We start from the raw sequence: 14,372 nt of genomic DNA on the forward strand, positions 1-14,372 counted from the left end.
TACAATCATGACTGAAATCAATAGTCTTGGCGCACAAACCGCGGTCAATGCGCAGGCGCTCAAGGCCCAGCTGACCGGTGCACTGCTCGACCTGACCGAGACCCAGCCGGGCCTGCTGAAACCCGGCGAAGCCGCTCAGGCCGAGGTCTTGTCGATGCGCCAGAGCGGAGCCACCTTCCAGCTGGTGCTGCAGGTGATCCAGGCCAACGGCAGCCAGACCCAGGTCCAGGCCACTGCCAGCCAGCCGATTCCGCCGGGTAGCCAGGTCACGGTCAGCCAGCCTGAAAGCAACCGCCTGGCCATCCTCGTGCAACAGGCCAACGCCAGCAATATCGCCACCCTGACCCGGCTCGACACCAGCCAGGTGGCCGTCGGTACCCTGCTGCAAGGCAAGGTGCTGACCAACCAGCCATTGCCGGTGCAGGCGGGCGAAACAGCCAGCTTCCGCTCGTTGGTCAGCCTGCTCAACAGCGCCCAGGCCGGTGCCACCCTGACCATCGACAGCCCGCGCCCGCTGCCGGTCGGCAGCCTGCTCAGCGCCGTGGTCCAAGGTGACCAGTCGCTGCGCTTCGTACCGCTGAGCGGTCGCCAGGAACAATTGAACATCGCCCAGCAGCTGCTCACCCAGCAAGGCAGGCAGGCGTCCCTGCCCGGCCTGCTGAACGCCTTGCAGCAGATTGCCAACGCCCAGGGCAGCGATAGCGAGCTGCGCAGCACCGCCAATACCCTGCTCGCCAGCCTGGCGGATGCCCGCCAGCTCAGTGACGGCAAAACCCTTGCCCAGGCCATCAGCAACAGCGGTGCCTTCCTCGAGGGCAAACTGCTCGGCGGCCTGAGCGCCAGCGTGGCTACCGACCTCAAGGCGCAACTGGTGCGGCTGGTAGCCCAGGCATCAGTCAATGCCCCGGCCAACCCGGTAATCGCCACGGCGACCCTGGCCCAGGCACTGCCGGCCATGGCCCGCAGCGCGCTGGGCTTGCTCGACCGGGTCAGCCCACGGACACCGCCGGGTGCCTTCCCGCTGCCATCGCGTTTGCTCCAGGCCATGGAGAACGAAGGCGACCTGCAACAGTTGCTGCGCCTGGCTGCTGCTGCCATCTCGCGCCTGCAGAGCCACGCGCTGAGCAGCCTGCAACAATCCGGCACGCTGGAAAACGGCAACCTGCAGACTACCTGGCAGACCGAAGTCCCGGTCCGCCACGGGCAGGAGTTCATCCCCCTGCAAGTGAAGCTGCAGCGCGAAGAAACCCCGGAGCAACAGGCCGAACGCCAGCAGCGTGAACAGCCCGACCCGCTGCAGGCACTGTGGCGGGTCGACCTGGCCTTCGACCTGGCCCCGCTGGGCCCGCTGCAGGTCCAGGCGCAGCTGGCACAGGGACGCCTCTGCGGCCAATTGTGGGCCGAGCGCGAACAGACCGCACGGCTGATCGAGAGCCAGCTCGGCGACTTGCGTGCCCGCCTGCTGGCACGTGGCCTGGAGGTCGGCGACCTGGAATGCCGACCGGGCATCCCGCCACAGGGCCCGCACACGCGCATCGAACAACGCTGGGTAGACGAGACCGCATGATCGACAGACAACCGCGCCAGGCGATCGCCTTGAGCTACGACGGCGAGCAAGCCCCGACCCTGACCGCCAAGGGTGACGACGACCTGGCCGAGGCAATCCTGGCCCTGGCCCGCGAACATGAGGTGCCGATCTATGAAAACGCCGAACTGGTGCGGCTGCTGGCACGCCTGGAACTGGGCGAGCAGATCCCTGAAGCGCTGTACCTGACCATTGCCGAAATCATCGCGTTTGCCTGGCAACTGCGTGGCAAGGTACCGGTTGGCTTCAGCGACGAGCCCGCTGGCGAACGCGAGATCACCCCTGCCGTCAAGCGGTTGTCGCACGTGGCGCCCGGCCCCCCTGATTCACACTGACGTCAGCGCTCGAAAACAGGCCTCCCCCAGGGAGACGACAGAACCTGCAGCCCCTCCCCGCTCTATTGTGCTTGCCGCCGCGCCGCAGCCTGTAGATATCTACCGCCACACCCGAGCGCCGACAGCGCAGCCTTGCCAGTCCCCCAACCAAGCAAGGTGAACCGCATGTCCACCAGCAGAATCAACGCAAGCGGCGTGCAATTCGTCCGTGACCACCTGAGCAACATTCCTCGCCCGGACCGCGAGGCCAACCGGCTGATCCGCCGGTGGCTCGCGCAGCATGGTTTCGACCTCGACCCGCAACAGATCGACGTCGTCACCCTGCACTGGCGCGCCGACAGCCTCGGCACCCCGCTCGCAGCGGTAACTCAGCGGCAGAGCCTGACCCAGGCGTTGCTGGGCAACTGGCAAGGCGAATCCGCCAACAACCTGATCGGCGCCTTGTTCGATGCGCCCTGGGCCGGCGCTCTGCCCCACGGCGCGATGCGTATCGTCGAGACCTTGCCAGCACTGCCCTTCAACCACTACGGTGCCGCCTACCAGGTATTCAATGGCCTGTTCCGCCGCACCGAGCCAGCCCGCTATGACGCTTCGACACATCTGCCGATCGCGGCCGAGGCCTTCCAGCAATTCATCGAAACGCTGGATTTCCATACGCCATTCAAGGCCATGCTGGACAGCTACTGGCGCGACCACCTGGACGCCTACCGGCTGTCCTGCAAGCTCAATTTCATTGCGGCCTGCAATATCCAGGTGGCACACGGCAGCCTCAGCGATTCCGCGCGCCAGCTGGCCTGGCGTGCCGCCGAGCTGCTACCGCGCGGCGAGGGCCTGCGCCTGAGCACCTTGAGCATCTATGGCTATGCGGCGACCGACCTGCTGTATATCAACGACGCCAGCAGCGACCTGACGCTGCTCTACGCACCAGGTAACAGCGCACCACTGCTGGAGTTCGCCAGCGAACGTCTGCTCAAGGACTGGGTCGGCGAACAATGCAAGGACCCCGCACGGCGCCAGGCACTCAGGCAGCACTTCCGCTTGGCCGACGGCCCACAGGGCCTGGACTTCAGTGGCCTTGATACCGCCCTGGAAGGCCTGGCCGACTACCCGCACAGCCATCGCTTGCCACCGCAGCACGGCTTTTTCAATGACGATGGGGTGTGGTCACCCCAGGTCTACGTGAATTACCGACCGGGCAGATACAACCCGAGAATTACCGGTGATGTGTTCCAGGCCCTGGCCGAGCGCCAACGCCAGCGCAGCTACGATGACGCCGACTTCATCATCACCCCCGACAGCGCAGTCACCAAGGCGCGCTGGCGTGGTTATCTGGCCACCACGCTCAACCTGATAGCGCCGCTGAGCCTGGTGGTGCCGGGCCTGGCACCGCTGCTTGCACTGGGCGGTATCGCCCAGCTCGGCTTCGGCCTGGACCAGGTCATCAACGGCAAAGACCTGACGGAAAAGCAGCAGGGTACGGCCAACATCACCTGGGGGCTGTTCAACGCCCTGCCCCTGGTCTTGCACGGCGCAGCCAGCAGCAAAGTCCTGTTCGAGAGCAGGAACGCCCGTTTCGTGGCGCCCAGCCGCATCAACGAGCAGATCGGCTACCCGTTGAGCCCGATGATGGCGCCGCACCTGCCGGACCTCGACGTCGCCCCCTTCTTCCGCATCCATGACCCCATCGCCCCCTTGCCCGGCGGTGACCAGGCGATTGCCGGCTCGATCGTCCGCACCCCCCGTTACGATGGCGGCCCGGACGCCCTCGTTACCAGCATCGGCGGCTACCAGACCCGGGTGATCTACGACATGGCTGCCGACCTTTTCATCCAGGCAGATGCCATCAACGAGGTCGAGCCGGTGGGTTACGTTGCCCGCCCGCAAAGCAGCAACCTGCACCCGCTCGATGCGCCACGTCAGGTCGACAACGCCATGCGCACCCGCAGCCTGCGCGCGCTCGGCATCGACTTGCCATTACCGGTCGAATTGCCTGCCCTGAGCCAGCAGAGCACGCCGATCCCGAAGCAGATCAGCTGCCTGTGGGTGGGCGATCGGGTCATCGCCCAGAGCCTGATCGCCAACCTGGCCAACAATGCCGCTCGCCTGGCCGACAGCGAATACTCCCTGCGCCTGCTGCTCTCCAACGCCTGGCCTGCCGCCTACGCCGAAAACCTGCGCCTGCTGGCCGCACAGGCGCCCGGCGTGCAGGTGCTGCCGCTGGAGGAGCAAGCGTTCTTCGGTGATTTTCGCCAGGGGCCCTACCACGCGCAGTACCAGGCGGCCCTGGACGGTAACGGCGGAGTGGCCCGCCACTACTCTTCGGCGTCAGACGTGTTGCGCTACCCGATGCTGCACCACGAAGGGGGCCTGTACATGGATGTTGACGATACGCTGCTGCCCCCCGCCGAGGCCGGCGAAGCCATTGACCAGGTGCCGTTGCTCGCCACGCCAGATGGCCTGCTGCTGTCACCGCCAATGTCCAATGAAGCGCTCAGCATGAATTGCCTCTACAACACCAGCCTGATCGGCAGCCATCGCGGCAACCCGACATTGCTTGCAATTGCCGAGGAGATGCGCACCCGCTACCAGGCCGAACCGGAGTTCTACAACCATCGGCCAGCCCTGCGCGATGACCCCAATGGCTTCTATGACTACGCCCAGCGCCTCAGCCGACTCACCGGGCCGGCACTGCTCACGGCGGTGGTCGACCAGCACCTGCCGGCCTTGCGGACCTTGCGCCAGGTGACGAACCTGTACTCCATCCAACGCCTCAATTCCTGGCAGTTCGTCAACCTCGACCACTACCACGCCGCGCTGCGTGAGCTGCTACCGCTGAACCGCTTCGCCCGGATCGGCAGCTTCAACGCCTGGGCACGCCCCTGAGCATCCACAAAAAAGGCGGCCCCGTGGTCGCCTTCGTCATCAATCATTGTCGTGCAGAGCCTTGGGGACAGAACTCAGGCCTGAACAGGTCGACGAAGTAACCAGCACCCCTCCAGGTTTTCAAGGTTCCCCATCTTCGTAGCTGGAACGAAGCCGACTGCCATTGCTTGCCCTACCATAAACCATTTGAACTGCAACTATCATTTCTGTCAGTTGCAGACCTCCTACCAATGAACAATATTAAATATCGAAATGCCAACCAAGTTTTGTACCTTAACACTAGCTACTCAAGAGAGTGAATCATGAGCATCCATTTTTTATTTCCTGGTGATGTGCCTCTCGATATCCCTGGTCATGATGAGGCCGTCAGGTACCTGGCTCTGATAAAACCAGGTCACACGGTCACTGTAATGGCTAACAACAGAATCGTGGGAGGTCGGGTGGATAATGTGATAGTGGCAGGCGATGCTAAAGCGGTCAAAATGGAATACTACCTCAACGCAGTGGCGTCTCCCCCGAAAACTGATCCAGCCCACGGCAAAGAATCGTACCCCGCAATGCTAACTATCCACTTTGACCAGCCTTATGAAATCACAGACCCCGCGCTAATCTCTGCTTATGTATCAAGTTCGGATTTCCGCTTTAAAGAAGGACAATTTATGAATCCGAAAGTCGACGTACTCATCAGAGCCACACAAGATCGCGTAGAAACCTATTTCGATATACGGCAAAAAAATGAGCCAGGGCATATCGAGCCAGTTAAGGTTCAGCCGGTTGCCAAGCGCTGACCTTGCATGGCCAGTCGGCTCAGCCATTGAACGCATCGAAGCCAGGACATTGCCCTGGCTTCTTTTATTCCTCGCGGAGATACTTATAACGCATCATGCCCGGCGAACGAGCCCACCCGGGCATCGGGCCAACCGCCCTTCGCTCAGCAAGAATCACTCACCGCGATGCAACTTGCGCATCAGCTCCGCCTCGGCCTGGGTCAGGCCGCAGCTTTCGGTCAGTTCGGCCACGCTGGCGCCCATGCCCACCAGCTTGGCCGCCTGGGTGAAGGTGACGTTCTCAGGGTCGCGCTGCTCCAGCTGCTGGATCCTGTCCGGCAGTGGCGCAACCGACACGCTCAACGCGTGCAGCGCCTCGCCCATGCGCACGGTACCGTTCTGGTAGTCGTCCAGGCGCTTGGCCAGGTCCTTGATACGCTGGTCACGCAGCGCATCCCCCACCGCCTGCTGTGCGGCCAGCTCGCGCTGGCGCTTGCTGTAGTTGAGGAAAAACCACAGGCTCACAGCCCAGGCCAGCGCCAGGAAGATGACAGCAACCTCTAGGATCAACTCAGATATTCTCCAGCTCGGACCACTCTTCCTCGGTCATCATCTTGTCCAGTTCAACCAGGATCAGCAGCTCGCCATTCTTGTTGCACACGCCCTGGATGAACTTGGCCGACTCTTCGTTGCCCACGTTCGGCGCGGTCTCGATCTCGGACTGGCGCAGGTACACCACCTCGGCCACGCTGTCGACCAGGATGCCGACCACTTGCTTGTCGGCCTCGATGATGACGATGCGGGTGTTGTCGGTGACTTCGGTCGGCATCAGGCCAAAGCGCTGACGGGTGTCGATCACCGTCACCACGTTGCCACGCAGGTTGATGATGCCCAGCACGTAGCTTGGCGCACCCGGTACCGGGGCGATCTCGGTGTAGCGCAACACTTCCTGCACCTGCATCACATTGATGCCGTAGGACTCGTTGTCCAGACGGAAGGTAACCCATTGCAGGATCGGATCTTCGGAACCTTGTGCAGACGACTTTTTCATTCCCCTACCCTCAATATCCGCCAGTGGCGGTGTGTTCGGTGTCATTTCTGTTTCGCATGCAATTGCTTGGCTGCACCGCTGGCGATCAGCTCGGCCAGCGCAGCGACGTCGAGCAATGCACACATGTGTTCGATAACCGTGCCGGCCAGCCACGGGCGCTGGCCACGCTGGCTGCGCCACTTGATCTCGGCCGGGTCCAGGCGCAACGAGCGGCTGACCTGATGCACGGCCAACCCCCATTCATAGCCCTGTACGGAAATCACGTACTGCAGGCCCTGGCGAAAATCATCGCGGTAGCGGTCAGGCATGACCCAACGCGCCGTGTCCAGCACCTTCAGGTTGCCGGCCTGGCAGGTCAGGATGCCCAGGAACCAGTCAGGCTGGCCGAACAAGGGCGTCAGCTCCTGGCCGGCCAGGGAATAGATCGAGCCCAGGCACACCAGTGGCACCGCCAGGGTCAGGCCGGCCACGTCGAACAGCAGGCATTCGAATGGCTCGGCCGCCCAGGCCGGGCGGCCATCGACAGTGGTCGGCGGCACGGGCAGGTTGGGCGCCGGCAGGTGCACATCCACCAATGGCACCGCCACGCTGGGTTCTTCGATCAGCACCGGAATGCTGGCCTCGGCCACGACCTCGCGCTCGACCACCGACACCACCGGGGCGTCCACCGGCATCACGCTGGGCAATACCGCCAGCGTGGGCTCGGCGAACGGCCGCAGCGCCGGGCTGGCGCTGGCCTGGAGCGCTGCAGGCCTGGCCTGTTGGGCATCACGCGCCTGTTCTTCGCGCACCGCGTCGGCGAATTCATCTGCCGCTGCGGGCGCCGCGAGCAGCTCTTCGGCCTCGGTGGCGTCCTGCAGCAGGCCGTCAAGGTAGGATTGCAGGGCCATCTGTGGCCGGCTGCTGGTTGTTCGGGTCTGGGTCATCAGGCCACCTGCGCCGCAGTCTTGTAGGTCAGCAGGTGCTTGAGCAGCGCCCGGTAGGCCACCAGGCCGCGGCTCTTGCTGTCGAATTGCGAGGGTGTGACGCCCTTGCGGCTGGCATCGCGCAGGCGCGTATCCACCGGGATATAGCCTTGCCACACATGCTGGCCGTAAGTGTCCCGCAGCTGCTTGAGGGTACCCAGCGAGGCCTGGGTCCGCCGGTCGAACAGGGTCGGCACGATCTGGTACGGCAGCGCCTGCTTGCGGGAGCGATTGACCATGGCCAGGGTGCCGACCATGCGCTCCAGGCCCTTGACCGCGAGAAACTCGGTTTGCACCGGGATCACCAGCTGCTGGCTGGCCGCCAGGGCATTGACCATCAGCACGCCGAGCAACGGCGGGCTGTCGATCAGGGCGAAGTCGAAATCCTGCCACAGCTGCGCCAGACTCTTGGCGATGACCAGGCCCAGGCCGTTCTGCCCTGGCGACTGGCGCTCGAGCACGGCCAGCGCGGTGCTCGACGGCAACAGCGAAATGCGCTCGTCACTGGTGGGCAGCAGCAATTGCCCGGGCAGGCCTTCGGGCACCGCGCCCTTGTGCAGGAACAGGTCGTAGCAGCTGTGCTCCAGGGCATCCGGGTTGTGCCCGAAGTAACTGGTCATCGAGCCGTGCGGGTCGAGGTCGACGACGACCACGCGCTTGCCGGCCTCGGCCAGCAGGCCGGCCAGGGCGATGGTAGTGGTGGTCTTGCCGACGCCACCTTTTTGATTGGCTACTGCCCAGACTCTCATCAAGCAAACTCTATCTATAGATTTGGCAGGAACACTGCGGGGGCAACTGTCTTGCGCAAAATTCGAAAGCTCGCGCGGCCGGTGTGGGAGCGGGCGAGCCGGCGAACACCGGCGCAGACGGTGCCATTCACCGCATCGCCTGCTTCGCGGGCACGCCCGCTCCCACAGCTGACAGCGCCACATCCAATATCATGTGCGTCGCAGCGTCGGGGAATTGACGGATCACTGCCCCGCCACCGTTGCTGGCGTTGCCGGTGCACTTTGTGTGCCAGCCCGGCGCAATGCCGCGTCCGGCTTGGCATTGGCGCTGCCCGAGCCAGTCAGGCTGCGGCGCACTTCGAGGTTGCGCGAAATCACCAGCACCACGCGGCGGTTACGCGCGCGGCCTTCGGCCGTGTCGTTGCTGGCCACCGGCTGGTACTCGCCGTAGCCCACCGAGGCCATGCGTGCCGGGTCGACCCCTTCCATGGCCAGCAGGCGCACGATGCTCGCCGCGCGCGCCGACGACAGCTCCCAGTTGGTCGGGTACTGCGCGGTGCGGATCGGCAAGTTGTCGGTAAAGCCTTCGACGTGCACCGGGTTGGCGAACGGCTTGAGAATGCCGGCGACCTTTTCGATGATGGCGAATGCCTTGTCGCTGGGCATGGCATCGCCGCTGCCGAACAACAACGAGGAATTGAGTTCGATCTCGATCCACAATTCATTGCCGCGCACGGTCATCTGGTCGCTGCTGATCAGGTCGCCAAAGGCATCGCGCACATCATCACTGATGGTTTTCAGCGGGTCGGCAGTGCTCGCCGCCAGGGCCGCATCGGTCTGTTCGCTGTCCTTCACCAGGGGCTCGGCCGGGCGCACGCTCAGCGGCCGCTCGTCGCCGATGGGGATCGGCTTCATGCTGCGTTCGGGGTCGTTGAACACCCCGAGCAAGGCCTGGGAAATGACCTTGTACTTGCCCTCGTTGATCGAGGAAATCGAGTACATCACCACGAAGAAGGCGAACAGCAAGGTGATGAAGTCGGCGTACGACACCAGCCAGCGTTCGTGGTTTTCGTGTTCCTCGGCATGACGACGGCGACGCATGGGTTACTCCATGAAGCCTTGCAGCTTCAGCTCGATCGAGCGGGGGTTCTCGCCTTCGGCAATCGACAGCAGGCCTTCGAGCAACATCTCGCGGTAGCGCGACTGGCGCATGACGATGGCCTTGAGCTTGTTGGCGATCGGCAGCAACACCAGGTTGGCGCTGGCCACACCGTAGATGGTGGCGACGAAGGCCACGGCAATGCCGTTGCCCAGTTGCGACGGGTCCGCCAGGTTGCCCATCACGTGAATCAGGCCCATCACCGCGCCGATGATGCCGATGGTCGGCGCGTAGCCGCCCATGCTCTCGAACACTTTGGCGGCCTGGATATCACGGCTTTCCTGGGTCAGGAAATCGACCTCGAGGATGCTGCGGATTGCCTCCGGCTCGGCGCCGTCCACCAGCAGTTGCAAGCCTTTGCGGGCATACGGGTCGGGCTCGGCATCGGCCACCCCTTCCAGGCCCAGCAGGCCTTCCTTGCGCGCCGTCAGGCTCCAGCTCACCACGCGATCGATGCCGCCGGCCAGGTCGACCCGTGGCGGAAACAGGATCCAGCGCAGAATCTGCAAGGCGCGCTTGAACGACGCCAGCGGCGACTGCAGCAAGGCTGCCGCCAGGGTGCCGCCGAGCACGATCAGCGCCGCAGGACCATTGATCAGCGCGCCAATATGGCCGCCTTCGAGGAAGTTGCCACCGACGATGGCGACAAACGCGAGGATCAGGCCGATCAGGCTGAGCACGTCCATCAGACGCACGCCTCCACCAGGTGCTTGCCGATATCGTCCAGGCTGTACACCGCGTCGGCAAGGTTGGCCTTGACGATGGCCATGGGCATGCCATAGATCACGCAGCTGGCTTCATCCTGGGCCCACACCGTGCTGCCGCCCTGCTTGAGCAGGCGTGCGCCTTCACGGCCATCGGCGCCCATGCCGGTGAGCACCACCGACAGCACCTTGTCGCCATACGACTTGGCCGCCGAGCCGAAGGTGATGTCTACGCACGGCTTGTAGTTCAGGCGCTCGTCACCGGGCAGGATCTTCACCGTGCCACGGCCGTCGATCATCATCTGCTTGCCACCGGGGGCCAGCAGGGCCAGGCCGGGGCGCAGCATGTCGCCGTCCTCGGCTTCCTTGACGCTGATGCGGCACAGCTTGTCCAGGCGTTCGGCAAAAGCCTTGGTGAACGCCGCCGGCATGTGCTGGATCAGCACGATCGGTGCCGGGAAGTTGGCTGGCAGCTGGGTCAGCACACGCTGCAGGGCAACCGGACCACCGGTGGAGGTGCCGATGGCCACCAGCTTGTAAGGCTTGCGCTTGGGCGCTGGCGCATGCGTTGGCGCGGCGACCGGGGCCGCCGCACGGGTAGTTACCGGCGTACGTGCCGGGGCCGGGCTGGCGAAGCTGCTGGCAGGCGCCGGCGTAGCCACTGGCGCGGGGCTGGCGTAGCTGCCAAAGCGGCGGTTGCTGCGGGAAATGGTATGCACCTTTTCGCACAGCAGCTGCTTGACCTTTTCCGGGTTGCGCGAGATGTCCTCGAAATTCTTCGGCAGGTAATCCACCGCCCCGGCATCCAGTGCGTCGAGGGTGACGCGGGCGCCTTCATGGGTCAGCGAGGAGAACATCAACACCGGCGTCGGGCAGCGCTGCATGATGTGCCGCACTGCGGTGATGCCGTCCATCATGGGCATTTCGTAGTCCATGGTGATGACATCGGGCTTGAGCGCCAGCGCCTGGTCGATTGCTTCCCTGCCGTTGGTCGCGGTACCCACCACCTGGATCGTCGGATCCGCCGCGAGGATTTCCGAGACGCGGCGGCGGAAGAAACCGGAATCATCCACCACCAGGACCTTGACTGCCATAAACACTCCGTTAGGTGGCGCAACCCGCCAGGGTGCGCCACCGAAATCAAATACGCCGTGCGGCGTAACGCTTGAGCATGCTCGGGACGTCGAGAATCAACGCGATGCGACCGTCGCCGGTAATGGTGGCCCCGGACATCCCCGGGGTGCCCTGCAGCATCTTGCCCAGCGGCTTGATTACCACTTCTTCCTGGCCAACCAGTTGATCGACGACAAAGCCGATGCGCTGGGTGCCGACCGACAGGATCACCACATGACCCTCGTGCTGCTCTTCGTGCACCTGGCCCTGGACCAGCCAGCGCTTGAGGTAGAACAACGGCAGTGCCTTGTCGCGTACGATCACCACTTCCTGGCCGTCGACCACGTTGGTGCGCGACAGGTCGAGGTGGAAGATTTCGTTGACGTTGACCAGCGGGAAGGCGAACGCCTGGTTGCCCAGCATCACCATCAGGGTCGGCATGATCGCCAGGGTCAGCGGCACCTTGATGACGATCTTCGAGCCCTGGCCCTTGGCCGAGAAGATGTTGATCGAGCCGTTGAGCTGGGAAATCTTGGTCTTCACCACGTCCATGCCGACACCACGGCCGGACACGTCGGAAATCTCGGTCTTGGTCGAGAAGCCCGGGGCGAAGATCAGGTTGTAGCAGTCCGATTCGCTCAGGCGATCGGCGGCGTCCTTGTCCATCAGGCCCTTTTCCACGGCCTTGGCGCGCAGGATGTTGGGGTCCATGCCCTTGCCGTCGTCAGAGATCGACAACAGGATGTGGTCGCCTTCCTGTTCCGCCGACAGTACCACCCGGCCCATCCGCGGCTTGCCTGCAGCCTCACGCTCGTCAGGCATTTCCACGCCGTGGTCGACCGCGTTGCGCACCAGGTGCACCAACGGGTCGGCCAGGGCCTCGACCAGGTTCTTGTCGAGGTCGGTTTCTTCACCGACCAGCTCCAGGTTGATCTCTTTCTTCAACTGGCGGGCCAGGTCACGTACCAGGCGCGGGAAGCGGCCGAAGACTTTCTTGATCGGCTGCATGCGGGTTTTCATCACCGCGGTCTGCAGGTCGGCGGTGACCACGTCGAGGTTGGACACGGCCTTGGACATGGCCTCGTCGCCGCTGTTCAGGCCCAGGCGCACCAGGCGGTTACGCACCAGCACCAGTTCGCCGACCATGTTCATGATCTCGTCCAGGCGCGCGGTATCGACCCGCACCGTGGTTTCCGCTTCGCTGGCGCCGTGCTTGTCGGCAGCCGGGGCCGGCGCGCGTGGTGCCGCAGCAGGCTTGCTGGCTGCTGCCGGAGCCGCAGCTGGGGCTGGCGCTGGCGCTGGCGCTGCAGCAGGCTTGGCCGCTGGCTGGCTGTCGGCCTTGGCCGCAGCCGGTGCTTGCACCTTGGCCGCAGCGGGGGCTTCGGCAGCGGCCACTTCGCCGCTGAACTTGCCCTTGCCGTGCAACTGGTCCAGCAGCGCCTCGAACTCGTGCTCGCTGATTTCGTCACCACCGGCGCCAGGGGCAGCGGCGGCAGGCGCCGAGGCCTTGGCGGCCGGCAAGGCATCAGCCTGGAACGTGCCCTTGCCATGCAACTGGTCGAGCAGCGATTCGAATTCGGCGTCGGTAATCTCGTCGCTGGCCGCTTCCGGCGCACTGGCGACTGCTGGCGCGGCAAGCTCGGCACTGAACTGGCCTTTGCCGTGCAACTGGTCGAGCAGCGATTCGAACTCGGCGTCGGTGATCTCGTCACCTCCGCCACTGACGGTCTCGCCCTGCAACTGCTCGTCGGCCGCAGCTTGCGCCTTGACCGCATCGAGCGAGTCGAGCAACTGCTCGAACTCGCTGTCGGTGATGTCCTGCTCTTCGGCGGCAGCCTCGACAACCGGCTCCGCTGCCGCAGCGGCAGGCGCTTCGGCTTCTTGCGCGGCGCCCGGCTCGGCCAGGCGCGACAACGCCGCCAGCAGCTCGGGGGTGGCTGGGGTCACTTCGCTGCGTTCGCGCACCTGGCCAAACATGCTGTTGACCGTATCCAGTGCCTCGAGCACCACATCCATCAGTTCCGCATCGACCCGGCGCTCACCTTTGCGCAGGATGTCGAACACGTTCTCGGCGATATGGCAGCACTCCACCAGCTCGTTGAGCTGGAGGAAGCCGGCGCCCCCTTTTACAGTGTGGAAACCGCGAAAGATCGCATTGAGCAGGTCGGCATCGTCGGGCCGGCTTTCCAGCTCGACCAGTTGCTCGGACAGTTGCTCAAGAATTTCGCCGGCTTCTACCAGGAAATCCTGGAGGATTTCTTCATCGGCGCCGAAGCTCATCAAAGGTGCTCCTTAAAAACCCAGGCTGGACAGCAGATCATCGACATCGTCCTGACCGGACACGACGTCTTCACGCTTATCGGCATGAATCTGCGGACCTTCACCCCGAGTCGGATGTTTTTCTCGATCTTTTTCTGCGCGCAGTTGATCGTGGTCATGCTGGATGCCCGCAAAGCGGTCGACCTGGCTGGCCATCAGCACCAGTTTCAGCAGGTTGCTTTCCACTTCGGTCACCAGCGCGGTGACGCGCTTGATCACCTGGCCGGTCAGGTCCTGATAGTCCTGGGCCAGCAGAATGTCGTTGAGGTGGCCGGCGACCTTGCGGTTACCTTCGGCGCTGTGCGTCAGGAAACTGTCAACCCGCTTCACCAGGTCGCGAAACTCCGGCGCAGCCACTTCACGACGCATGAAACGCTGCCAGTCGCTGCTCAGGGCCGCAGCCTCGCTGGCCAGGTCGTTGAGCACCGGGGTGCTTTCCTCGACCAGGTCCATGGTGCGGTTGGCCGCGCCCTCGGTGAGCCTGACCACGTAGGACAGGCGCTCGGTGGCGTCGGTTATCTGCGACACCTCCTCGGCCTGCGGCATGGTCGGGTCGATCTGGAAACTGACGATGGCACTGTGCAACTCACGGGTGAGCTTGCCGACTTCCTGGTACAGGCCGCGGTCGCGGGTCTGGTTCAGCTCGTGGATCAGCTGCACCGCCTCGCCGAAGCGGCCGTGCTCGAGGCTTGCGACCAGTTCCTGGGCATGCTTCTTCAGGGTCGACTCGAACTCGCCCAAAGAGGTTTGTGATGAATCCATG

The 14,372-nt window shown here is 64.0% G+C and carries 13 protein-coding genes; 4 read left to right on the forward strand and 9 right to left on the reverse strand.

Annotated elements, in window-relative coordinates:
* Positions 1–7 precede the first annotated feature (7 nt).
* The 4 genes from HG549_RS17950 to HG549_RS17965 all read left to right on the forward strand — a co-directional run bounded on the left by HG549_RS17950 (position 8) and on the right by HG549_RS17965 (position 5,591).
* The gene (locus HG549_RS17950) at positions 8–1,567 is read left to right on the forward strand and encodes a flagellar hook-length control protein FliK (RefSeq protein ID WP_170031066.1); all 1,560 of its coding nucleotides are present in this window, start codon (positions 8–10) and stop codon (positions 1,565–1,567) included.
* Positions 1,564–1,920, forward strand: coding sequence for an EscU/YscU/HrcU family type III secretion system export apparatus switch protein (locus HG549_RS17955; protein ID WP_170031068.1), 357 nt, complete (start codon positions 1,564–1,566; stop codon positions 1,918–1,920). The genes HG549_RS17950 and HG549_RS17955 overlap by 4 nt, the downstream gene beginning before the upstream one ends.
* A gap of 165 nt (positions 1,921–2,085) precedes the next feature.
* Complete coding sequence (locus HG549_RS17960) at positions 2,086–4,803, forward strand: dermonecrotic toxin domain-containing protein (RefSeq protein ID WP_170031070.1); 2,718 nt, start codon at positions 2,086–2,088, stop codon at positions 4,801–4,803.
* A 302-nt stretch (positions 4,804–5,105) separates the two neighbouring features.
* The gene (locus HG549_RS17965) at positions 5,106–5,591 is read left to right on the forward strand and encodes a hypothetical protein (protein ID WP_170031072.1); all 486 of its coding nucleotides are present in this window, start codon (positions 5,106–5,108) and stop codon (positions 5,589–5,591) included.
* Positions 5,592–5,744: 153 nt separating this feature from the next.
* On the opposite strand, the gene HG549_RS17970 is transcribed toward HG549_RS17965, so the two are convergent.
* The 9 genes from HG549_RS17970 to HG549_RS18010 all read right to left on the reverse strand — a co-directional run bounded on the left by HG549_RS17970 (position 5,745) and on the right by HG549_RS18010 (position 14,371).
* Positions 5,745–6,140: a DUF2802 domain-containing protein gene (locus tag HG549_RS17970; RefSeq protein WP_170031074.1), complete on the reverse strand. Its 396-nt coding sequence runs from the start codon at positions 6,138–6,140 to the stop codon at positions 5,745–5,747.
* Between the two features lies 1 nt (position 6,141).
* Positions 6,142–6,621 carry a chemotaxis protein CheW gene (locus HG549_RS17975; protein WP_003254393.1) on the reverse strand — a complete coding sequence of 160 codons (480 nt, stop codon included), beginning with the start codon at positions 6,619–6,621 and terminating at the stop codon, positions 6,142–6,144.
* Between the two features lie 41 nt (positions 6,622–6,662).
* The gene (locus HG549_RS17980) at positions 6,663–7,547 is read right to left on the reverse strand and encodes a CheW domain-containing protein (protein WP_170031076.1); all 885 of its coding nucleotides are present in this window, start codon (positions 7,545–7,547) and stop codon (positions 6,663–6,665) included.
* Positions 7,547–8,335: a ParA family protein gene (locus HG549_RS17985; protein WP_170031078.1), complete on the reverse strand. Its 789-nt coding sequence runs from the start codon at positions 8,333–8,335 to the stop codon at positions 7,547–7,549. The genes HG549_RS17980 and HG549_RS17985 overlap by 1 nt, the downstream gene beginning before the upstream one ends.
* A gap of 222 nt (positions 8,336–8,557) precedes the next feature.
* Entirely contained in the window at positions 8,558–9,415 is an 858-nt protein-coding gene (gene motD, locus HG549_RS17990; protein WP_170031080.1) for a flagellar motor protein MotD, read from the reverse strand.
* Positions 9,416–9,418: 3 nt separating this feature from the next.
* Positions 9,419–10,159, reverse strand: a complete 741-nt coding sequence (locus HG549_RS17995; RefSeq protein WP_170031082.1) for a flagellar motor protein — start codon at positions 10,157–10,159, stop codon at positions 9,419–9,421.
* Complete coding sequence (locus HG549_RS18000) at positions 10,159–11,271, reverse strand: chemotaxis response regulator protein-glutamate methylesterase (RefSeq protein ID WP_170031084.1); 1,113 nt, start codon at positions 11,269–11,271, stop codon at positions 10,159–10,161. The genes HG549_RS17995 and HG549_RS18000 overlap by 1 nt, the downstream gene beginning before the upstream one ends.
* Positions 11,272–11,317: 46 nt before the next feature.
* Complete coding sequence (locus HG549_RS18005) at positions 11,318–13,570, reverse strand: chemotaxis protein CheA (RefSeq protein WP_170031086.1); 2,253 nt, start codon at positions 13,568–13,570, stop codon at positions 11,318–11,320.
* 12 nt (positions 13,571–13,582) lie between these two features.
* Positions 13,583–14,371: a protein phosphatase CheZ gene (locus HG549_RS18010; RefSeq protein WP_170031087.1), complete on the reverse strand. Its 789-nt coding sequence runs from the start codon at positions 14,369–14,371 to the stop codon at positions 13,583–13,585.
* Position 14,372 lies beyond the last annotated feature (1 nt).

This window comes from Pseudomonas sp. SK (assembly GCF_012975065.1).
In the GTDB taxonomy this organism is placed as follows: domain Bacteria; phylum Pseudomonadota; class Gammaproteobacteria; order Pseudomonadales; family Pseudomonadaceae; genus Aquipseudomonas; species Aquipseudomonas anuradhapurensis.